The organism is Paracoccus thiocyanatus (genome assembly GCF_900156255.1).
Taxonomy (GTDB): domain Bacteria; phylum Pseudomonadota; class Alphaproteobacteria; order Rhodobacterales; family Rhodobacteraceae; genus Paracoccus; species Paracoccus thiocyanatus.
Genome location: NZ_FTMK01000004.1, coordinates 67,630 through 87,857, shown reverse-complemented (window position 1 = coordinate 87,857; position 20,228 = coordinate 67,630). Strand labels below are relative to the sequence as shown.

Annotated in this window: 18 protein-coding genes; 3 read left to right on the top strand and 15 right to left on the bottom strand. The window is 66.9% G+C overall.

All coding sequences use genetic code 11. From position 1 onward, the window contains the following. Positions 1-53 precede the first annotated feature (53 nt). Positions 54-908 (bottom strand): LytTR family DNA-binding domain-containing protein, encoded by an 855-nt coding sequence (locus tag F3H32_RS04535; RefSeq protein ID WP_223191344.1) that lies wholly within the window; start codon positions 906-908, stop codon positions 54-56. A gap of 664 nt (positions 909-1,572) precedes the next feature. Here F3H32_RS04535 and F3H32_RS04530 point away from each other — a divergent pair. After that, on the top strand, positions 1,573-4,614 hold the full coding sequence (locus F3H32_RS04530; protein WP_149764778.1) for a Hint domain-containing protein: 3,042 nt from the start codon (positions 1,573-1,575) through the stop codon (positions 4,612-4,614). 83 nt (positions 4,615-4,697) lie between these two features. Continuing rightward, entirely contained in the window at positions 4,698-5,066 is a 369-nt protein-coding gene (locus tag F3H32_RS04525) for a hypothetical protein (RefSeq protein WP_149764777.1), read from the top strand. A gap of 56 nt (positions 5,067-5,122) precedes the next feature. Here F3H32_RS04525 and F3H32_RS04520 read toward each other — a convergent pair whose 3' ends face one another. From F3H32_RS04520 to F3H32_RS04455, 14 genes are all read right to left on the bottom strand, one after another. Next, positions 5,123-6,247 (bottom strand): alcohol dehydrogenase family protein, encoded by a 1,125-nt coding sequence (locus F3H32_RS04520; RefSeq protein ID WP_223191343.1) that lies wholly within the window; start codon positions 6,245-6,247, stop codon positions 5,123-5,125. Further along, complete coding sequence (locus tag F3H32_RS04515; RefSeq protein WP_115754785.1) at positions 6,247-7,617, bottom strand: aspartate aminotransferase family protein; 1,371 nt, start codon at positions 7,615-7,617, stop codon at positions 6,247-6,249. Before F3H32_RS04515 ends, F3H32_RS04520 begins: the two co-directional genes overlap by 1 nt. Beyond that, a complete protein-coding gene (locus F3H32_RS04510) occupies positions 7,617-9,068 on the bottom strand; it encodes an NAD-dependent succinate-semialdehyde dehydrogenase (protein WP_149764775.1) in 1,452 nt (483 codons plus the stop codon). The genes F3H32_RS04515 and F3H32_RS04510 overlap by 1 nt, the downstream gene beginning before the upstream one ends. Next, positions 9,065-10,075: a N(2)-acetyl-L-2,4-diaminobutanoate deacetylase DoeB gene (gene doeB, locus F3H32_RS04505; RefSeq protein WP_181900539.1), complete on the bottom strand. Its 1,011-nt coding sequence runs from the start codon at positions 10,073-10,075 to the stop codon at positions 9,065-9,067. The genes F3H32_RS04510 and doeB overlap by 4 nt, the downstream gene beginning before the upstream one ends. Before the next feature lie 4 nt (positions 10,076-10,079). Continuing rightward, on the bottom strand, positions 10,080-11,261 hold the full coding sequence (doeA, locus tag F3H32_RS04500) for an ectoine hydrolase DoeA (RefSeq protein WP_149764773.1): 1,182 nt from the start codon (positions 11,259-11,261) through the stop codon (positions 10,080-10,082). A gap of 11 nt (positions 11,262-11,272) precedes the next feature. Continuing rightward, complete coding sequence (locus F3H32_RS04495; RefSeq protein ID WP_149764771.1) at positions 11,273-12,250, bottom strand: cyclodeaminase; 978 nt, start codon at positions 12,248-12,250, stop codon at positions 11,273-11,275. Beyond that, entirely contained in the window at positions 12,247-13,197 is a 951-nt protein-coding gene (gene eutB, locus F3H32_RS04490; protein WP_149764769.1) for a hydroxyectoine utilization dehydratase EutB, read from the bottom strand. The genes F3H32_RS04495 and eutB overlap by 4 nt, the downstream gene beginning before the upstream one ends. Further along, positions 13,194-13,937, bottom strand: coding sequence for an aspartate racemase/maleate isomerase family protein (locus tag F3H32_RS04485; protein ID WP_149764767.1), 744 nt, complete (start codon positions 13,935-13,937; stop codon positions 13,194-13,196). Before F3H32_RS04485 ends, eutB begins: the two co-directional genes overlap by 4 nt. Continuing rightward, positions 13,934-14,593, bottom strand: a complete 660-nt coding sequence (ehuD, locus tag F3H32_RS04480) for an ectoine/hydroxyectoine ABC transporter permease subunit EhuD (RefSeq protein ID WP_149764765.1) — start codon at positions 14,591-14,593, stop codon at positions 13,934-13,936. The genes F3H32_RS04485 and ehuD overlap by 4 nt, the downstream gene beginning before the upstream one ends. Before the next feature lies 1 nt (position 14,594). Then, positions 14,595-15,251 carry an ectoine/hydroxyectoine ABC transporter permease subunit EhuC gene (ehuC, locus tag F3H32_RS04475; protein WP_149764763.1) on the bottom strand — a complete coding sequence of 219 codons (657 nt, stop codon included), beginning with the start codon at positions 15,249-15,251 and terminating at the stop codon, positions 14,595-14,597. Between the two features lie 57 nt (positions 15,252-15,308). Next, complete coding sequence (gene ehuB / locus F3H32_RS04470; RefSeq protein WP_223191342.1) at positions 15,309-16,130, bottom strand: ectoine/hydroxyectoine ABC transporter substrate-binding protein EhuB; 822 nt, start codon at positions 16,128-16,130, stop codon at positions 15,309-15,311. Between the two features lie 23 nt (positions 16,131-16,153). Further along, on the bottom strand, positions 16,154-16,939 hold the full coding sequence (ehuA, locus tag F3H32_RS04465) for an ectoine/hydroxyectoine ABC transporter ATP-binding protein EhuA (RefSeq protein ID WP_149764761.1): 786 nt from the start codon (positions 16,937-16,939) through the stop codon (positions 16,154-16,156). Between the two features lie 88 nt (positions 16,940-17,027). Beyond that, positions 17,028-18,407, bottom strand: a complete 1,380-nt coding sequence (gene ehuR, locus F3H32_RS04460) for a MocR-like ectoine utilization transcription factor EhuR (protein WP_223191341.1) — start codon at positions 18,405-18,407, stop codon at positions 17,028-17,030. A gap of 95 nt (positions 18,408-18,502) precedes the next feature. Continuing rightward, positions 18,503-19,459: a GlxA family transcriptional regulator gene (locus F3H32_RS04455; RefSeq protein WP_149764757.1), complete on the bottom strand. Its 957-nt coding sequence runs from the start codon at positions 19,457-19,459 to the stop codon at positions 18,503-18,505. Positions 19,460-19,641: 182 nt separating this feature from the next. Between F3H32_RS04455 and F3H32_RS04450 the strand changes: the two genes are divergently transcribed. Continuing rightward, positions 19,642-20,097, top strand: coding sequence for a phosphohydrolase (locus F3H32_RS04450; protein WP_223191340.1), 456 nt, complete (start codon positions 19,642-19,644; stop codon positions 20,095-20,097). Positions 20,098-20,228 lie beyond the last annotated feature (131 nt).

Genomic DNA, 20,228 nt, shown 5'->3' with positions numbered 1-20,228 from the left:
TCACGGCATCTTGTCCGCAACCCGCCTTGCTGCGCAAGGGGCGTCGGCGGCGTTCAGCCGCCCTTTGCCGGATCCGCGGGACAAGGCCGCGCGGCAAAGGCCGCCTCAAGCTTCTTGCGATGCGCGCGGGGCACGGTGACGGTCGTGCCGTTCCACAGCGTCAGCAAAAGCCGGCTGTCGGGAAGCGGCGCGCGCTGGACGATGGCATCGTAGCTTAGCCAATAAGAGCGATGCACCCGCATCCCCGCATCTTCGGGAAGCTGCGATACCGCATCCGAAAGGCGATAGCGGATCAGCACCTCCTGATGGTCGGTCACGACGCGGATGTAATGCTCTTCGGCGCGAATCAGCCGCAATGCCGAGACGGGCCAGCTATGGCTGCCGAAATGCACGTGGCGCGGCGGGGGCTTTGCAGGTTCCGCCTGCGGCTTCTGCGGCGGCGAAGATGGCGGCGTCGTCCGGTTTTCGGCCAGCAGCGCGGGCGGCGGCGGGGCCGGGTCCAGGGCCACGGGGCCGGCGGGGGGCAACCGCATCAATCCGCCATAAAACCGGGTATGGGGCAGAACAAAGATCGAATACACGATCTCGAACCCCAGAATGACCACGTAAACCAGCACAACCTCTTCCTGAAGGGGAGAGAATTCGGACCAGACCGGCCCGGCCATGATGGGATTGTAGATCCGGGCGAACAGCAATGTCGCGAATATCGACAGGAACATGACCAAGGGAACCGGGATGATGAATTGCCGCCACAGGCGCCTTACCCAACCCGACGCAACAAGAATGCCATAGGCCGTGCCCCAGAAAACGATCTCTGCGGCGGAAAAGACCGTGACATATTCCCACCAGGGCGGCGACGGCAAGATCGGCAACGGGTAAAGATAGGCGATCAAGATGCTGCATATCATGAAATAGATCAGGGAATGGCGATCGGTCAGGACACGCCACAGATCCGTCGGCGTAAGGGTTACCTTGTGGCCGTTTATCAAGATCACCCGGATCCGAATCTCATCTCGGTCCGCGGTTCGTGACTTCTGCATCGACATGTCGGATTCTGGCATAAGTGTCCCTGGCTTGCGCGGTTCCCCGGATGACACCGCGCTGCTATTTACCAAGTTCGCGTCGGTGCACAACCTTGGGGTGGAATCGCAGGGATTTCCAAGGCCCCTTTCCGCCGGATTCGCCCCAGGAACTGGGGCAAACTTCTCCTTCAGGGATAACCGGGCTGACATTTTACACCACTCGCTGTCATTTCGTGACGCGCCAACTGTACAGGACAAGTCTTTATTTCCCGTTACCGGCAGTTCACCGCGACTTGCTGCCGGTCCAGGACATTTTTCCGGTCCGGCCTGGCGGTCCAGGGCATCGCACTGTGCAGTCCTGCCCTTGCCGGGTTAGCCATGCTCCGTTCGGAAGCTGGGGCGCTTGGGCCATGCCCGCTTTCAGCGTGCAATCTTTACGGAGCGCTGCCGTGTCGGAAATTAACGGTTTTTTCACAGTTTCGGGCTACCTGCCCATTCGCTTGCCAGTGTTCGCGGCCCCGACGGGTCTGGGCCATGCCGGAGATAAGAAATGACGAATCGGATCAACAACGTCTTTTATATCGGAAACCGGCCGATCCTGGACACGGTTCAGGGCAATGGCGTCATGGAAGACGCTGCAAAACTTCTGGGCCGTTACGATCATGGCTCGGGTTTTGAGTATTATAACCTTCAGGTCCAGCATGATCCGATTGCCATGGACGCGTTGCTGGCAACCAACGACGCCGGCGTTACCGAGGAAGAGCCCGGCCCCGGCTATTGGCAGGACGGATTTTCCAACACGCCTTCTGGCGGCTATAGCCGGCTGGACGAAGAGCAGCTTTATCATGGCGATGTCTACTATCGCGACATCGACGGCGTGGAAAAGGTTCTGCAGAATGTCTCCTTTACCGCCTATCAGACCGAGAACGGCGATACCTTCGTCGTTCCGTCGGCCGAAATCGTGGGCGGAGAAGGCAATTATGTCTACGGAGATTACGGAGAAACGACACCAAGTATTCTAAGCGGTCTCGACATTATCGGCTTCGAACTGCACACGGTCCGCGATGATGCGATCGGCCAGGACACGCTTATCTATGACTGGGAATCCGTCCACGATCAGGTGCATACGCTTTATCTGGGCAACAAGCCGATCCTGGACACCGTTCAGGGCAACGGCGACATGGAAGGTGCCGCCCATCTTTTGGGCGGATATGACGCCACCGGCGGCACGCCCGGCGCCAACCAGTTCACCTTGCACACGCTTTGGGTGCGCCACGACCCGGAGGTCCTCGACGACCTGCTGGCGACCAATGACTATGGCCGGGACCCGACCTATTATCCAGACGGCTATTATGATGAGGGTTTCGCCAATACGCCCTCGGGCGGCCAGAACGGATCAAGCTTCAGCGAGATCGACTCGCAACAGCTTTTCTGGGGCAATGTTTACCACATCGACGCCAATGGTCAGGAAAAGGTTCTGAAAAAGGTCGCGCTGAACGTCTATCAGCTTGAAAACGGTGATGTCTTCGCGGTCCCGACCGGCGAAATCACCGGCGGAGATGGCGATTGGGGCGATTGGGGTGAGCTGACGCCCAGCAAGCTGGCCGGCCTGAACATCTCGCGCATCGAACTGACGTCGATGCGCGACGACGGGATCGGCAAGGACAGCCTGCTTTACGATTGGGAATCGCTGGATCCCGACACCACGCTGTTCGACCCGGCGATGCAGCCTGACGGCGTGGTGGACGGCACGGCCGGTAACGAAGACATGGGCCTTGGCTATGCCGACGCCCAGGGCGACCAGATCACCGACGGGAACGATTCGATCCACGGCGAGGCCGGTGACGATACCATCCACGGGGATGGCGGCGACGACAGTATCGACGGGGGCGACGGCGCCGATTCCATCCATGGCGATGCCGGCAACGACAGCCTTTATGGGGGCCTGGGGAACGACATCCTGGACGGCGGTGCCGGAAACGATGCCCTCGTGGGCGCCGACGGGAACGACACGCTCAGTGGCGATATTGGCGACGACAAGCTGTATGGCGGTGAGGGCGAAGACAAGCTGTATGGCGGCGAGGGGGCGGACCTGCTGGACGGCGGGGACGACAACGACACCCTGCGCGGCGGCAATGGCAACGATACGCTGATCGGCGGTAGCGGTGCGGATCTGCTGGACGGCGGCAGCGGCGATGACCAACTGCTGGGCGGCACGGGCAACGACACGCTGGACGGCGGCGAAGGTGCCGATCTGTTGGACGGTGGCGAGGGCGACGACCAACTGAAAGGGGGCGACGGAAACGGAAACGATACCCTTTTGGGCGGCGACGGCAATGACACCTTGGATGGCGGCTACGGCAACGGTTCGCTTGAGGGCGGCGCCGGCGATGACCAGCTTGAGGGCCAAGGCGGGCACGATTCGCTTTTCGGCGGCGAGGGTAACGACAGGCTGTTTGGCGGCGAAGGCAACGACTCGCTCGACGGGGGCGAGGGCAACGACACGCTGCGAGCCGCCAATGGCGATGACACGCTGCACGGCGGTGCGGGTCACGACCTGCTCGACGCGGGCACGGGCAATGACAGCCTGCTGGGCGGCGATGGCAACGACACTCTGAACGGCGGCGCGGGGGCGGATACGCTGGCGGGCGGCGACGGCATCGACCATTTCGTTGTCGATGCGGGCGGCGACGTGATCGAGGATTTCGACGCCCTGACCGGCATCGGCGACGGCATCTCCGCCAACAACGAAACCGTCAATCTTGCGGATTTCTACAACGACACCACGCTGGCGGCCTGGAACGCCGCCAATCCGGACCAGACCTATTCCACCCCGCTGGGCTGGCTGCGGGCGGATCAGTCCGATGGCGTCCTGCAACAGGTGGGCGGGCTGCGTATCCTGGACGGCCAGGGGCAGCCGGTCGCGGCCAATCTTCTGAATGCCGAAAATACCGGGGTGGTCTGCTTCCTGCGCGGCACCCTGATCAAGACCGAGGACGGCGAGGTTCCTGTCGAGCAGTTGGAACCCGGCATGAAGGTGATGACGCTGGACCACGGCATGAAGGCGCTGCGCTGGATCGGCAAGCGCGTGCTGACCGCCCAGGAACTGGCCGAGCAGCCCAAGCTGCGCCCGATCCGCATCCGCGCCGAGGCGCTGGGCGAGCGGCTGCCCGAACGCGACCTGATCGTCTCGCCCCAGCATCGCGTGCTGCTGCGTTCGGCCGTGGCGCGCCGGATGGTCGGCGAGGCCGAGGTGCTGCTGGCGGCGCGCCACCTGATCGGGCTGGACGGCATCGAGGTGGTCGAGGACATGGCAGAGGTGGAATACTGGCATTTCATGTTCGACCGGCACGAGGTGGTCTTCTCGAACGGGGCGCCGACCGAAAGCCTGTATACCGGACCCGAGGCGATGAAGGCGCTGGGACCAGAGGCGCGCGAGGAAATCCTTACGATTTTCCCGGAACTGGCGCAGCCGCAGCCGCAGGCGCCGGTTGCTGCCCGGCTTTTGATGCGCGGCCGCCAGGGGCGCAACCTGGTGCAGCGGCTGGTCGCCAATGGCAAGCAGCCCTTTACCTGGGGAAAGGTGGGCTGATGCCGGCAGGGGCGGGCCCGGCACGGCCTTTGGCGCCGGATCAGGCGCGCCCCGCATGGCGGCAACGCGCTGGCGCTGCCGCCGTGAACGCGGTTCCGCCGCCGGCCAAGGCCGAGCCGACGGGTCCGACGATTGCAGAAAGCACGGTGCCGGCCTGGTGCGCCAGGGCGGATCGCCAATACTGGTTCCACCCCCAGCCCGAGGCGCTGGACCACCCCGGCCTTGACCGGGCGCAGGGCGGCGGACGGGTCGTCGCCTTGATCGCGCTGGCCGTGCTGGCCGCAGGCGCGGCGACGCTGCTGGCCTGGCTGGCGGGCCTTGGGCTGCTGGGGCTTGCCATCACCTATTGCGTCAGCGGCGGCACCGCCCTGCTGTGCCTGGCATGGCGCGAATTCCGCAAGCCCGGCGTCGATGACGCAGATGGCGGCCGATACGCCGGCAAGGGCCGCTGACAGGCGAAGGAAGACAGCCCGCCCCCCCTGGCCGCCGGCCAAGGGCCAGCCCGCGCCTAGCCGATGACGCTGTCGGGGATGATGACCAGCTTTCCGACAAAATCGCGGCTGCGCTCGGCGAACAGGCGTTCGGCCTGGGGCAGTTTCGACAGCGGCATGGTGCCGGCCAGCACCGGCCGCAAGCGGTTTTCCCTGATCCAGGCGATCAACTGCCGGGCCTCGGCGCGGGTGCCGTGCGACACGCCAAAGATCCGCACCTGGTTCAGGTAGATCAGGGTCCAGGGCAGCGCGGTCACATTGCCCGCGCTGGCCCCGGCGATGGACAGGCGCGGCGGCGTGGCCCGGCGGCGCAGGTCGCGGCACATGGTCTGGATCAGCGGCACGGTCATCTCGCCGCCGACCAGGTCCATCACCGCGTCGATGGGGGCGCCGCCCGTCGCGGCCCAGGCCGCTCCGGGCCAGTCCGTGACCGCGCCGCGCTCGATCACCGTTTGAGCGCCAAGCGCGTGAAGCGCCGCCGCCTTGCCGGGGCTGGCAACGGCATGGGGAATGGCGCCGATCACCCGGCAAAGCTGCAACAGCGCGGTCCCGACCCCGCCCGAGGCGCCCGTAACCAGCACATGCTCGCCCGCCGCCACCCCGGCCGATGTCAGCATCCGGTAGCCCGTCTGCCACGAGCACATGCCCAGCGTCGCCAGTTCCGCATCGCTCAGCGCCGGGTTGGCGATGGCGTGGAACTGGTCCGAGGGGAAACAGCCGTATTCCGCGAAACCGCCATCGGCACCATGGCCGAAATAATCGGGCGCCAGGTTCAGGTCGTCCCGCGCGTCGGGATAGATGTTGAAATCCAGCAAGCCCCTTTCGCCGATCCTGTCCGGCGCGACGCCCTCGCCCACCGCGACGACATGGCCGACCACATCCGCGCCCTGGATGCGCGGAAAGGACAGCGTGTTCCCCGCCATCGCGAAAGAGGTGACGGTGTCGTCGCCGGCGGTCGAATAAAGCCCCTCGCGCACCTTGCGGTCGGTATTGTTCTTGGCGCAGGCGGTGATGCGCACCAGCACCTCGCCCCTGGCCGGGCGCGGGACCGGCCAGTCCTGGCGCCATTCCAGCCGCTCGGGGCCGCCATGGCCGGTCAGGACCATGGCGCACATGGTTTCGGGGATCGCGGCGCCGGCCATCAGCCAAGCGTTTCGCGCAACGCGTCGGCGGTGGCGTCGACGATCACATCCGCCTCGGCCTCGGTCAGGCAAAGCGGCGGGGCCAGGCCGATGATGTCGCCTTGCGGCATGGCCCGCGCGATCACGCCGCGCTTGAGCATGGCGGCGACTGCCTTGCCGCCGATGCCCTCGGCCGCGTCGAAAAAGCCGCGCGTCTGGCGGTCGCGGACCAGTTCGACGGCGCAAAGCATGCCTTCGCCGCGGATCTCGCCGACATTCGGGTGATCGCCCAGCGCCGCCCGCATGCGGTCGTTCAGATAGCGGCCGACGGTGCCGGCGTTTTCGACCAGCCCCAGTTCGTCGATCAGCCGCAGGTTGGCGATGCCGGCCGCGGCGCCGATGGGATGGGCGGAATAGGTCCAGCCATGGCCAAAGACGCCGTATTCGTCGCTGCCCTGCATCAGCACCTCCCAGACCTTCTGCCCGACGATGCTGCCCGACAGCGGCGCATAGGCCGAAGTCAGGCCCTTGGCGATGGTGATGATGTCGGGGACCATGCCGTAATGATCGCTGCCGAACATGCTGCCCAGCCGGCCAAAGCCCGTCACCACCTCGTCGGCGATCAGCAGGATGTCGTGGCGCGCCAGCACCTTCTGGATCGCATCCCAATAGCCCTTGGGCGGCGGCACGATGCCGCCGGTGCCCAGCACCGGCTCGCCGATGAAGGCGGCGATGGTGTCGGCGCCCTCGGCCGCGATCAGCCGCTCCAGTTCCTCGGCGCAATGGGCGCTGAACTGTTCCTCGGACATGGCTGCGTCCTTGCGGCGATAGTAATAGGGCGCTTCGGTATGGATCACCTGCGCCAGCGGCAGGTCGAATTTCTTGTGGAACAGTTCCAGCCCGGTCAGCGAGCCGGTCATCAACCCCGAGCCGTGATAGCCCCGCCAGCGCGAGATGATCTTCTTCTTCTGCGGCAGCCCGCGGATATTATTGTAATACCAGACCAGCTTGACGTTGGTTTCATTGGCGTCCGAACCGCCAAGGCCGAAATAGACCCGCGCCATGTGTTTCGGCGCGCGGTCCATGACCATTTTCGCCAGGGTGATCGCGGCCTCGGACCCGTGGCCGGCATAGGCGTGGTAATAGGCCAGTTCATGCGCCTGCCGGGCGATGGCCTCGGCGATCTCGGGCCGGCCATAGCCCACGTTCACGCAGTAAAGCCCGGCAAACCCGTCCAGCAGCCGGTTGCCGTCGCGGTCGGTGATATGGACGCCCTCTGCGCCGGCGATGATGCGCTGCGCACCTTCGCCGCGCGCGAACTGGCCGACATTGGTCGAGGGGTGGAAAAAGCTTTCGCGGTCCCATTTGGACAGTTGGTCATTGGTCAGCATCACGCTCTCCTTGTCTCTGCCCAGTCGCGGCAGACGTATTTGATATCGGTAAAGGCCTCTAGCCCGTGGCGGCTGCCCTCGCGGCCCAGGCCCGATTGCTTCATCCCGCCAAAGGGGATCGGCGCGCCCGTGACCTTGGTGCGGTTCACGGCGACCATGCCGAAGACCAGGGCGCGGGACAGCCGATAGATGCGGCGCGGGTCGCGGCTGTGGACATAGGCGACCAGGCCGTATTCGGTGCCGTTGGCGATGCGAACCGCCTCGTCCTCGGCGTCGAAGGGCGCGATGGCTGCGACGGGGCCAAAGGTTTCCTCGTGAAAGATCAGTGCCTCGGCCGGGACGTCGGCCAGCACCGTCGGGCGATAGAACAGCGGCCCCTGCGGATCGCGGCTGCCGCCGGTCAAAAGCCGCGCGCCGCGGGCCAGGGCGTCGGCGACATGCTCCTCCTGCTTCCTGACCGCCGCTTCGTTCATCAGCGGGCCCAGGTCGCGGTCCTCGGCCCCCGGCCCCAGCGTCAGCGCGGCGGCGGCGGCGCTGAAGCGGCGGCAGAACTCATCATAGATCCCGCGCTCTATCAGGAAGCGGTTGGCGCCCAGGCAATCCTGGCCCGAGGTGGCGAACTTGGCCTTGATCGCCTCGTCCACCGCCAGGTCGAGGTCGCAATCGGCGAATGCGATAAAGGGGGCGTGGCCGCCCAGTTCCAGCACCAGCCGCTTCACCGTGTCGGCGCTTTGCCGGTAAAGCAGCTTGCCGACCCTGGTCGAGCCAGTAAAGGACAGCGCCCGCACCCGCGTATCGGCGCACCATTCGCCGACGATTTCCGCCGCCTCGCCCGTCGCCACGTTGAAGACGCCGGCCGGAAAGCCCGCGCGGTCGGCCAGTTCCGCCAGCGCGGTCGCCGACAGCGGCGTCTCGGCCGAGGGGTGGATAACCACGGTGCAGCCCGCCGCCAGCGCCGCCGCCGCCTTGCGGGTGATCATGGCGCAGGGAAAGTTCCAGGGCGTTATCAGCGCCGCGACGCCCAGCGGCTCGCGCCAAAGCTCCATCTCGGCAGTCGAAAGATGCGAGGTCACGCTTTCGATGTTCGGGCGCTTGGCCTCTTCGGCATAAAACTCGACAAAGCTGGCGGCATAGTCGATCTCGCCGCGCGATTCCGACAGCGGCTTGCCCTGTTCGGCGGTCATGATCCGCGCCAGGTCCTCGCGCGCCTCGACGATCAGCCGGTGCCAGCGCATCAGCACCGCGGCCCGTTCCTGCGGCAACAGCGCCGCCCAGCCGGTGAAGGCGGCATCGGCCGCATCGACCGCGCCGCGGGCCTGCGCCGCATCCAGCCGCGCCACCTGCGCCACGGGTTCGCCCGTCGCCGGGTCGATGACGGCAAAGCGCGGCCCGCCCAGCCAGGCACCGTTCACGAAGGCATCCTGGCGCATCAGGGTCTTGTCGGTAATCATTCGTCAACCTCCACGCCGATGACGGCGACGCAGTCGCCGGGTTTCACGATGCCGGGGAAATGCCGCGCCATCATCAGGCCCGCGCGGCGGGCATGGACCACGACCGGGGCAAGGCCGGTGCGCGTTACCGGAAAGATGCGGGCGACGGGCTGGCCATGGTCCACCCGGTCGCCCAGGTCCGCCAGGAACTCGATCAGCCCGCCATCTTCTGCAAAGGTGAAGCAATCCTCGTCGGGCATGTCGAGCCATTGCGTCGGCTGCGGCGCGATCTCGCCACGCATCACCCCCGCCGCGATCAGCAGGTTGGTCAGCCCCCGCTTGGCGATCCCGGCCGAGCGGGCGGTGGCGGTGCCGCCGCCCCCCAGTTCGGTGGTGACGAAGGTCTTTCCCATTTCCTCGGCCGCGGTGTCGTACATGCCGACCGCGTCGATCTCTAGCATCTTGACCGACCAGGGGGCGCCAAAGGCGCGCACAAGGTCAAAGGCCGCCGCCTGCTGCCGCTTGTCGGGCAGGACATGGGCGGCGCAATAGGGCAGGAAATCCAGGGTCTTGCCGCCGGAGTGGAAATCCAGCACCACATCCGCCATCGGCAGCAGCACCCGCTGGAAGTAATCCGCGATCTTTTGCGTGACCGTGCCGTCGGGCCGGCCGGGAAAGCTGCGGTTCAGGTTGCCGCGGTCGATGGGCGAGGTGCGGGTGCCGGCCGCAAAGGCCGGATAGTTCATCGCCGGAACGATAATGATGCGGCCGGTCACATCCTCGGCCCGCACCCGCGCCGCCAGGTCGAACAGCGCGATCGGTCCTTCGTATTCGTCGCCGTGATTGGCGCCGCTCAGCAGCGCCGTCGGCCCCTCGCCATTGTTGACCACGGTGATCGGGGTCATGATCGAGCCCCATGCGGCATCGTCGCGCGAATAGGGCAGGCGCAGAAAGCCGTGGCGGACGCCCGGCGCTGCGAAATCCACCGTCGCCGCGATGGGCGAAGGCGTAAGCTGCATCTGCAACATGGCCCTAGTCCTTCACGAAAAGCTGGCGCGGAACATTGGCAAGGCATTCCACGCCTGTCTCGGTGATCAGGATCGACTCGGTGATCTCCAGCCCCATGTCATCAAGCCACAGGCCGGTCATGAAATGGAAGGTCATGCCGGGTTGCAGCACGGTGCGGTCGCCGGGGCGCAGCGACATGGTGCGCTCGCCCCAGTCCGGCGGATAGCTGACGCCGATGCCGTAGCCGGTGCGGTTGTCCTTGACGATGCCGTATTTCGCCAGCACGTCGAAGAAGCCCTTGGCGATGTCTTCGCAGGTATTGCCGGGTTTCGCGGCGGCAAGCCCGGCCTCCATCCCCTCCAGCGTGGCCTTTTCGGCGTCCAGGAAGGCCTGCGTCGGCTTGCCCAGGAACACCGTGCGCGACAGCGGCACATGATAGCGGTGATAGCAGCCGGCGATTTCGAAGAATGTGCCCTCGCCCGCCTTCATCGGCCGGTCGTCCCAGGTCAGATGCGGGGCCGAGGCATCGCGCCCCGAGGGCAGCAGCGGCACGATGGCCGGATAGTCGCCGCCGATCCCGTCCACGCCGCGGGTGCCGGCGTCATGGATTTCCGCGACCAGGTCGCATTTGCGCATCCCGACCTGCACCTTGTCCAGGATGCGGGCATGCATCGCCTCGACGATGCGGGCGGCGTTGCGCATATAGGCGATTTCCTGCGGCGATTTCACCGCGCGCTGCCAGTTCACCAGCGCCGTGCAGTCGCTGAAGCGCGCATCCGGCAGGTTCCGGGTCAGGCTGGCAAAGGCGGCGGCGGTGAACCAGTAATTGTCCATCTCGACGCCGATGCGCTTTGCGCCCCAGCCTTTGTCGCGCAGGATGCCCGACAGATAGTCCATCGGGTGCATCTGGGGGTTCTGCACGTAATGGTCGGGATAGCCGATGATGTTTTCCTGCCGCAGATAGGCGGTCAGCTTGGCGCCGTTCGCGTCCTGGCCGCGGCCATACCAGATCGGCTCGCCATCCGGCGGCACCACCACGCATTGATGGACATAAAAGGACCAGCCGTCATAGCCGGTCAGCCAGTTCATGTTGGAAGGATCGGTGACGATCAGCAGATCGACGCCCTTTTCCTCCATCGCCCGGCGGGTCTTGGCAAGGCGGTCTGCATATTCCTCGCGGGTAAATTTCAGGATGACGTCTGTCATGGCGGTTTCTCTTACAGGGTGAAGCGGCTGCCCGCCCCGGCCTTGCCCGCGCGGGCAAGCGCCAGGGTGGCGATGGCGGTGTCCTGGATGCCGGTGCCGGTCAGGTCGGCCAGGGTGATCTGTTCGGGGCTGGTGCGGCCGGGGCGCTGCCCGGCCAGGATCTGGCCAAGCTCGGGGAAATCCTGCCCGGCCAGCGGCGCGTGGTGCAGTTCCCCCAACTCGCGGGTCTGCGACAGGCGATCCGCGACGTAATGCGCGGCGGCGATCAGGTCGGGGGCGATCTCGTTCTTATGCTGGGCGTCCGAGCCCATGGCGGTGACATGGGTGCCGGGCGCGATGTGGGCGGCGGCCAGGATGGGCTTTTGCGAGGGCGTGGTCGTGACCACCAGATCGGCGGCCCGCGTGGCGCCGGCCACGCTGGCGGCGGCGATCACCGGGATGCGCAGGGCGGCGGTCATCTGGGCCGCGAAAGCCTGTGCCTTGGCGGCATCGCGGGCCCAGACCCGCGCGCCGGTCAGCTTGCGCACCAGCGCCAGCGCCTGCAACTGCATCCGCGCCTGCATTCCGGCGCCCAGGATCGCCGCCGTCGCCGCGTCCGGCCGCGCCAGCGCATCTGCGGCCACCGCCCCGGCGGCGGCGGTGCGCACATCGGTCAGATAGCCGTTGTCCAGCAGCAGCGCCTCGACCAGGCCGGTGCGCGCGGACAGCACCACCATCATGCCATTGGTCGAGGGCAGGCCAAGCGCCGGGTTGCCGAAGAAGCCGGGCGAGATCTTGATGGCGAAATGCGACAGGCCGGGAACATAGGCGGTCTTCACATCGACCTCGCCCCGATGCTTGGGAATGTCGAGGCGCAGGATCGGCGGCATCGCCACCGCCTTGGTCGCCAACGCGACAAAGGCATCGCGGATACAGTCGACCGCCCCGGTATCCAGCGGCACCAGCGCGCGCAGGTCGGTTTCGGTCAGGATGGTCACGGGCGGTCTCATGCGGCCTCTGCCATGATGCGGGCATGCAGCGCGGGGTCGATATTCGCGCCGGAAAGGATGATGACGGTCGGGCCTTGCGGGACGACCTTGCCGGCCAGCAGCGCGGCGGCGCCGACGCTGGCCGCGCCTTCGACGACATGGCCGGCGCGGCCCAGATGGCGGATGCCCTGGGCGATCTCGGCCTCGGTCAGCAGGATCACCTCGTCCAGCAGGTCGCGGCACAGCGGGAAGGTCACGCGGTTCTGCAATCCGATGCCGCCGCCCAGGCTGTCGGCCAGGCTGGCGGTTTCCGCGACCTCGACCGGGCGGCCGGCGGCAAGGCTCGCGGCCATGGCGGCGCCGTTCTCCATGGTCAGGCCGATGACGCGCGTGCCGGGCGACAGCGCCTTGACCGCCACCGCGATCCCGGCGGCAAGGCCGCCGCCGGACAGCGGCACCAGCACCGCCTCGGGCGTGCCGATTTCCAGGCCGATGGTGCCCTGGCCCGCCACCACGGCCTGGTGGTCAAAGGGCGGGATCTCGGTCATGCCCTGTTGCGCGACGGCGCGGGCGACTTCCTGCATCGCCTCGTCCTGGCTGGCGCCGGTGATGCGGACCGCCGCGCCCAGGTCGCGGATCGCCTGCACCTTGTTTTCCGGCACCAGCCGCGACAGGCAGACGGTGGCCGGCACGTCCAGCGCGCGGGCGGCATGGGCCAGCGCCCGGCCGTGATTGCCGGTCGAGGCGGTGACGACGCCGCGCGCCAGCGCCGCGGGCGGCAGCGACAGGATGGCATTGGTCGCGCCGCGCAGCTTGAAGGCGCCGGTGGTCTGGCGGTATTCGCATTTCAGCCACACGGGCTGGCCCAGCCGCGCCGACAGCGCCTCGTCGCGGACCAGCGGCGTTTCCACCACATGGCCGCGGATGCGTTCGGCGGCGGCGCGGATGTCGTCCAAGGTCACGGTCATGCCAGCCCCATCAACTGGCCCGGCCCAACCGGCGCAGTCACGCCGCAAGCCCGCGCCGCCGCCCAAAGCGTCGCGGAATTGGCCGAGACCACCGGCACGCCCACCGCATCCTCGATCCGGTCGATGATGGCGCAGGCGCGCACGGCGGTGCAGGCGAGAAACAGCGCCTGGCTGCCCGGCACCAGCGCGGCGCGCGCGGCCTCGACGATCGTCGCATGGGAAATCCGCGCCATCTCGCGGTCATCGGTCAGGTTCAGGCAGGATAGGCCCTGCAAGGCAAAGCCCCCGGCCTCGAAGCAATCCGCCATCGGCTGGGTCGTGCGGGGACTATAGGGGGTCAGCAGCGTGATCCGGTCAGCCCCCAGCGCCCTGAGCGCCGCGAAGCCGGCCGAGATCGGCGTGATCGGTTCGGCCGCGGGCTTGCCCAGCCGGATTGCATCGCGCACGGCCTGATCGCCGATCACCACCGAGGCCGAGGTGCAGCTATAGACCACCGCGTCCAGATCCTCGTCCGGCAGGATCAGCGCCGCGGCCGCGGTCACGTCGCGGGCCATGGCGGCCAGCGTTTCCGGCGTCACCGGGTTGGCAAAGGGGATGCGGGTGGCATAGACGCCCACGCCATGCGCCGGCAAAGCGGCGAAATCGACCTCGGTCGTGTGGTCGGTGGCCAGCGTCACCAGCCCGACGCGACCGGGCAGCGGGCGGTCGTCCAGCACGACCGGAACGGACAGGATCGTCACCGCGAAATCCTCCCATAGCGGCGCTCCAGCCAGCGCAGCGCCACCACCGAGATCAGGCTGACGATCAGGAACATCACGCCGACCAGCGTCATCGGCTCGACATAGCGATAGGAACTGTTCGCGACCGATTTGGCCTGGTTCATCAGCTCCAGCACGGTGATCGCCGACAGCAGCGGCGTTTCCTTGAACATGGCCAGCAGATAGTTGGCCATGGCGGGGATCATCGGCGGCACCGCCTGCGGCAGCACCACATGCAGCCAGGTCTGGCGCGCGGTCAGGTTGGTGGCCTTGGCGGCTTCCCATTGCCCGCGCGGCACCGCTTCGATGCCGCCGCGATAGACCTCGGCGGCATAGGTCGCGTAATGCAGCCCCATGCCGATCACCCCCGCAGTCAGCGCCGGCAGGCGCAGCCCCAGGTCGGGCAGCACGTAGAAGATGAAGTAAAGCTGCACCAGCAGCGGCGTGCCGCGGATGAACTCGACCACGAAGCCGGTGGTGCGGGCGACGGCCCGGTTGGCCGAGCGGCGCAGGATGGCAAAGACCAGCCCCAGCACCGCGGCGACCATGGCGCCCAGCACCGTGGCGATCAGGGTGATGCGAAACCCGGCCAGCAGGGTCGGCATGATCGACCAGGCGAAATCCCAATCCCATTCCATCTTAGCGCACCCCGTCCAGACCGCGCGTCACCCGCCGCTCCAGCCGGCGCATGCCGAAGGAAAGCGCCGAGGACATGGCGAAATACAGCAGCAGGATGGTGACAAAGGGCATCAGCGTGTTGCCGGTCTGCGAACGCACCACCTGGGCCTGAAAGGTCATGTCCGACAACGAGATCAGCGACACGACCGAAGTGGCCTTCAAAAGCTCGATGGCGTTGTTGCCAAAGGTCGGCAGCATCAGGGGCAGCGCCTGCGGCAGGATGATGTGGCGCATGCGCTGGAACCGGGTCAGGTTGACGGCGATGCAGGCCTCGTGCTGGTCGCGCGGCACGGCCAGGACGGCGCCGCGCACCACCTCGGCCCCATAGGCGCCGACGTTCAGCCCCAGGGCCATCACCCCGGCCTGCATCGGCGTCAGCGCAACCCCGGTCATCGGCAGCACGAAATAGATCCAGAATAGCTGCACGAAGATCGAGGTGCCGCGGAAGAACTCGATATAGGCGGTCGCAAGCCCGCGGACCCAGCCCTGGCGCGACAGACGCCCCAGGCCGGCGACGAAGGCCACGACCAGCGCCAGGGCCGAACCCATCAGGGTCAGCTTGACCGTGACCCAGGCCCCCATAAGGATGAGTGTCAGATATCCTGCCCAGTCGCCCATGCGCCGAAGCCTGCCTTTGCCGTTATCGGGATGGGCGGGGTCTGCCCCCGCCCGTTGTCACTGCGCGGCGCAGAGCGCGTCGCGGGTGGTGGACATGGCCGCGGCCGCCGAAAAGCCGTAGGGCTCGACGATCTTGGCGAATTCGCCCGATTCCTTCAGCTTGGCCAGTTCCACGTCAAAGGCGTCGCGCAGCGCGGTGTCGTTCTTGTTGAAGGCGGCGCCGTCGCAATAGACCGGCGCGCCCTCGACCGGGGCAAAGACCTCCAGGTTGGCATCGCCCGATTTCGCCAGCAGGTCGTTCAGCGACAGGACCGGCAGCGAATAGGCGTCGATGCGGCCGTCCTGCACCATCTTCAGCCCTGATTGCGGGTCGGGCACCACCACCAGCCGGTCGCGCGGCACGCCGGCGTCCAGCGCCAGCTTTTCCTCGGTCCCGCCGCCCGGCGCGCCCATTCTGGCGGAAGAGTCGTTGGCGATGTCGGCATAGGACTTGAAGCCCTTGGGGTTGCCCTTGGGCACCAGAAGCGCCTCGGCGTCGCACAGGATCGGCTCCGAATAGGCCACGGCATTGCAGCGTTCCGGCTTCATGAACAGGCCTGCGGTGATGGCATCGACGCGGCCCGCCTGAAGGCTGGGGATCATCGCGCCATATTCGGCGATCGAGGCTTCAAGGTCGTTGATGCCCAGCGCGGCAAAGACGGCGCGCGCCACGTCCGGGGCCGCGCCCGACACCTTGCCGTCCGAGGCGACGGCGGTATAGGGCGGCTCGTTGCCGATGGCGATGCGGACATAGCCCTGTTCCTTGAGATCATCCAGCTTGTCCGCCACGGCGGGCAGCGGCACGGCCAGCAGGGCCGCGGCAATCAGGCATTTCTTCATCATTCTCTCCTGTCGGGTTGGCATCACACGCGTTGTCCGGCGGCGATGATCTTGCGCAGGAAGGACTTCGTGCGGTCCTCTTGCGGCGCGGTAAAGATCTGGGCGGGCGGGCCCTGTTCGACGATGCGGCCCTGGTCGAAAAACAGCACACGATCGGCGAAATCATGGGCAAAGCCCATCTCATGCGTGACCAGCAGCATGGTCATGTCGGTTTCCGAGGCAAGGCGCTTCATCACCTCCAGCACCTCTTCGACCAGTTCCGGGTCAAGCGCCGACGTCACCTCGTCGAACAGCATGATCTGCGGCTGCAAGGCCAGGGCGCGGGCGATGGCGACGCGCTGCTTCTGGCCGCCGGAAAGCTGGCTGGGCATGTAATCGGCCTTGTCGGCCAGCCCCACCATGTCCAGAAGATCGCGCGCATGCTTTTCGGCGCCCGCCCGCGGCTCGCCCTTGGTCAGCATCGGCGCCAGGGTGATGTTCTGCAAGACCGACTTGTGCGGGAACAGGTTGAAATGCTGGAACACCATGCCGATATGGCGGCGCATCTTGTGCAGATGCGCCTCGTCCGCGGGCAGTTCGGCACCGTTCCTGTGCATGTGGAAAAGCGGCTCGCCGCAAACCTCGATACGGCCGCCGGAAATGTCCTCCAGCGTCATCAGGATGCGCAGGATGGTGGTCTTGCCCGAACCCGATGGACCGATGAGCGCCAGCTTCTCGCCCCTCATCACGTCGAAATTCAGCCCGTCGATGACGGTCAGCGTCCCAAAGGACTTTCGCAGGTTCTGGATGCGGATGATCGGCTGGTCCAATGCGCCCCCCTTGCTGTCCCAAGGAACTTTGCAGCGGGATTAAATCAGGTCAATCCAAAAATAATATCATGACAATTTTTCTGGCCCGTCAGATCAGTGGAAGCAGCGGTTCGGCAAATCCGCCCAGGGCTTCGGCGACCAAGGTCAGGCCACGGCGCAGTTCTTCGGTGCTGGTCGAGCCCAGGGCGATTCGCACCGCATCCCGCCGACCGCGCTCGCTTAGCCGAAAAGCGCGGCCCGAGGCGATGGCGACGCCGCGCTGGCGGGCCTGGGCCACGAATTCTTCCTCGTCGCGGCCGGGGGGCAGTTCCAGCCAGATGTGCAGGCTTTGCGGATGGGCGCGAAAGGGTGCGGCGCCCAGAACCTGGCGCGCGATGCCATGCCGGACGGCCAGCGCCTCGCGCTGCCACAGGATCAGCCGGTCGACGGTGCCGTCGCCGATCCAGTGGCTCAGCAGTTCCACCATGGCCGGCGTGGCCATCCAGTTCGTCACCAGATGCCGGTTGGCGGTGGCCGAAGCCAGCCGCGCCGGCGACAGCAGCCAGGCGACCCGCAGGCCCGGCAGCGTGGTCTTGGTGAAGCCGTTGATATGCAGCACCCGTTCGGGCGCCAGGGCGGCCATGGGCGGCGGCCGGTCGGCGATCATCGCGTTCAGCATGTCGTTTTCGATGATCAGCAGGTCGTGGCGGCGGGCGACGGCGACCAGTTCGGCGCGGCGGCCGGCGCTGCTCATGATCGCCATTGGGTTGACGGCGGCGGGCTGCATGTAAAGCGCGCGCAGGCTGCCCTTGCGCGCCAGGTGGTCCAGCGCCTCGGGGACGATGCCGTCCTCGTCCACCGGCAGGCCCTCCAGGTGCAGGCCCAGGTATTTGCACAGCGGCATCAGCAGGTGATGGGTCAGCGCCGAGGCGGCCAGCGTGTCGCCGGCGGGCACCGCGCTCATGACCGCGGTGGTGATGGCCGAGGTCGCGCCGTCGGTTATGGTGATGTTTTCCGGCGCCGCGTCGATGCCGCCCCGGCGCAGCCAGTCGGCCGCGATCTGCCGGTGCTGCGGCAGGACCGAACTGGGCCGAAAGGACAGCGCCGCCGGGACCGGCAGGTTTTCGGCCACCCAATGCAGCCCCTCGCGAAATGTTTCCACATGCATCCGCTCGGTCACCGGCTTCAGGATCGACAGGTCGATCAGTTCGCCAAGCCGTTCGGCCAGATAGGGCGGCGTGTTCTCTGAACCCGAGGGCAGCACGAAGGAGCCGCGCCCGACCTCGCCCACCACCAGGCCGCGGCGGATCAGTTCCTCATAAGCGCGCGAGACGGTCTGCACGGAAAGCCCCAGGTCGTCGGCCAGCCTGCGCTGCGGTGGCAGGCGGCTGCCGGCAGGCAGCATTCCGTCGCGGATCGCCCGCGCATATTGCTCGGCCAGGGAAAGATAGGCCGGACGGTGCAGGGCGCGAGGATCGGGGGTCCACATTGTGATGAAATCCGAATGAAGACAATCCTGTCATTACTCGGCAATGTTATGATCTATCCCGCGCGCCCGCAATCGCCGTCTTGCGGCGGCGGGCGTCAGGCATGGAACCTTTGCCGATACTCGCCGGGCGGCAGGCCGACGATGCGCAGGAACACCTTGCGAAATGCGCCGGGGTCGGAATAGCCGACCTCCCAGGCGATGCGCTCGATGGGCTGCTGGCCGAATTGCAAAAGCTCCTGCGCCTTGGCCACCCGCAGGCGCTGGGCGTAATCGGTCGCGGTCAGCCCGGTCGCTTTCTGGAAGCGGCGCAGAAAGGTGCGTTCCTCCAGCCCCGCCTGGCTGGCCAGGACGGAAAGCCGCGCCTCCTTGCCCTCATGCGCTTGCAGGAAATGCTGCGCCTTCAGGATCGCGGCATCGCCATGCGTCAGGCGCGGCACGAAGCCGCTGTAAAAGCGCTGCTCGCGCCCCGGCGGATCGACCAGCAGCATCCGGGCCGTTCGGGCCATCGCCACCGGGCCCAGGAAGCGGTCCACCAGCTTCAGGCCCAGATCGGTCCAGGACATCAGCCCGCCCGCCGAAACGATGTCGCCGCCGTCGATCACCAGGCGGTCGCAGTCCACCCGCGCGTCGGGAAAGCGGTCCTGCAAGTCCTGCGCATGGGTCCAATGCGTCGTCACCGCCCGGCCGGCCAGCAACCCCGTTTCGCCCAGCAGGAACGCGCCGGCGCAGATCGAGGCCAGCACCGTTCCCTGGGCATGACGGTCCCGCAGCCAGCCTGCCAGCGGCGCCGCCGCCGCGGGGGTGATCGGCGGCGCAAGCGAGGGCGGCAGGATCAGCACGTCGCAGCGCGCATCCCCGGCCGCTTGCGGCGCGGTGTCGAAGACCGGCTTGGGCGGGCCGTCGCCCTCGGCGCGCAGGTGGCGCACGTCAAGCCGGTCGCCATGCGTTGCGGACTGCCCGGCGATCTGGAACAGGTCGGTCAGGCCCAGCACCGCCGAAACCTGCACGCCGGGATAAAGCAGGATACCGATCAGGGGTGCAGTTTTGTCCATATCGACCGCGATTCCATCGACTTCGCCACCTTGGCACCATTGCCGAAAGCCGGGCCAAAGGCAATCGGCCCCGCACGTGATCCGCAGGGGGCGGGTTTTGCCGGTGATGCCGGCCAGCCGCGGGAACAAAGCCCGCCGCCCAAGGTTTCACGCCACCCCCAGCCCAGGGACGAGGCAAGAGCATGAACGACATGGATCTGGAACAGGCCATCAGCATCGCCGCCCAGGCGCATCGCGGCCAAAGGGATCGCGCGGGCCGGCCCTATATCCTGCACCCGCTGCGGATGATGCTGGCCGCGGACGGGGATGACCAGCGCATCGTCGCCGTTCTGCACGACGTGGTCGAGGACAGCGACTGGACCATCGACCAGTTGCGGGCCGCCGGCCTGGATTTGCGCCTGGCCCAGGCGGTCGACGCCCTGACCCGCCGCAAGGACGAGGACTATTTCGATTTCGTGGATCGCGCCGGCCGCAACGTCCTGGCGCGGGCGGTCAAGATCCTGGATCTGTGCGACAATTCCGATACCGCCCGGCTGAAGAACGCAGGCCCCGAAGATCAGGAAAGGCTGGAAAAATACGGCAAGGCCATGCGCCGCCTGGCCCAATCGCAGCCCCCGCCGCCCGAGCGCTGCCATTGAGCCCGCATCCGCCCGGCAGGCGCAAAGATACGGCCCGCGCCAGGCCCGCGGCGGGGCGGTGACGCAGCGACCGAAACGGCCGCACCCAGATTGATGGTTGTTCATGGCCTTCCGCCTGCGCTAACCTGCCG

Bases quoted from the DNA above. Each gene is read 5' to 3' on its own strand.
- F3H32_RS04535 (WP_223191344.1), bottom strand. From the start codon at position 908: ATGATATGCAGCATCTTGATCGCCTATCTTTACCCGTTGCCGATCTTG.
- F3H32_RS04530 (WP_149764778.1), top strand. From the start codon at position 1,573: ATGACGAATCGGATCAACAACGTCTTTTATATCGGAAACCGGCCGATC.
- F3H32_RS04520 (WP_223191343.1), bottom strand. From the start codon at position 6,247: ATGGCCGGCGCCGCGATCCCCGAAACCATGTGCGCCATGGTCCTGACC.
- F3H32_RS04515 (WP_115754785.1), bottom strand. From the start codon at position 7,617: ATGCTGACCAATGACCAACTGTCCAAATGGGACCGCGAAAGCTTTTTC.
- F3H32_RS04510 (WP_149764775.1), bottom strand. From the start codon at position 9,068: ATGATTACCGACAAGACCCTGATGCGCCAGGATGCCTTCGTGAACGGT.
- doeB (WP_181900539.1), bottom strand. From the start codon at position 10,075: ATGTTGCAGATGCAGCTTACGCCTTCGCCCATCGCGGCGACGGTGGAT.
- doeA (WP_149764773.1), bottom strand. From the start codon at position 11,261: ATGACAGACGTCATCCTGAAATTTACCCGCGAGGAATATGCAGACCGC.
- F3H32_RS04495 (WP_149764771.1), bottom strand. From the start codon at position 12,250: ATGAGACCGCCCGTGACCATCCTGACCGAAACCGACCTGCGCGCGCTG.
- eutB (WP_149764769.1), bottom strand. From the start codon at position 13,197: ATGACCGTGACCTTGGACGACATCCGCGCCGCCGCCGAACGCATCCGC.
- ehuD (WP_149764765.1), bottom strand. From the start codon at position 14,593: ATGGAATGGGATTGGGATTTCGCCTGGTCGATCATGCCGACCCTGCTG.
- ehuC (WP_149764763.1), bottom strand. From the start codon at position 15,251: ATGGGCGACTGGGCAGGATATCTGACACTCATCCTTATGGGGGCCTGG.
- ehuB (WP_223191342.1), bottom strand. From the start codon at position 16,130: ATGAAGAAATGCCTGATTGCCGCGGCCCTGCTGGCCGTGCCGCTGCCC.
- ehuR (WP_223191341.1), bottom strand. From the start codon at position 18,407: ATGTGGACCCCCGATCCTCGCGCCCTGCACCGTCCGGCCTATCTTTCC.
- F3H32_RS04455 (WP_149764757.1), bottom strand. From the start codon at position 19,459: ATGGACAAAACTGCACCCCTGATCGGTATCCTGCTTTATCCCGGCGTG.
- F3H32_RS04450 (WP_223191340.1), top strand. From the start codon at position 19,642: ATGAACGACATGGATCTGGAACAGGCCATCAGCATCGCCGCCCAGGCG.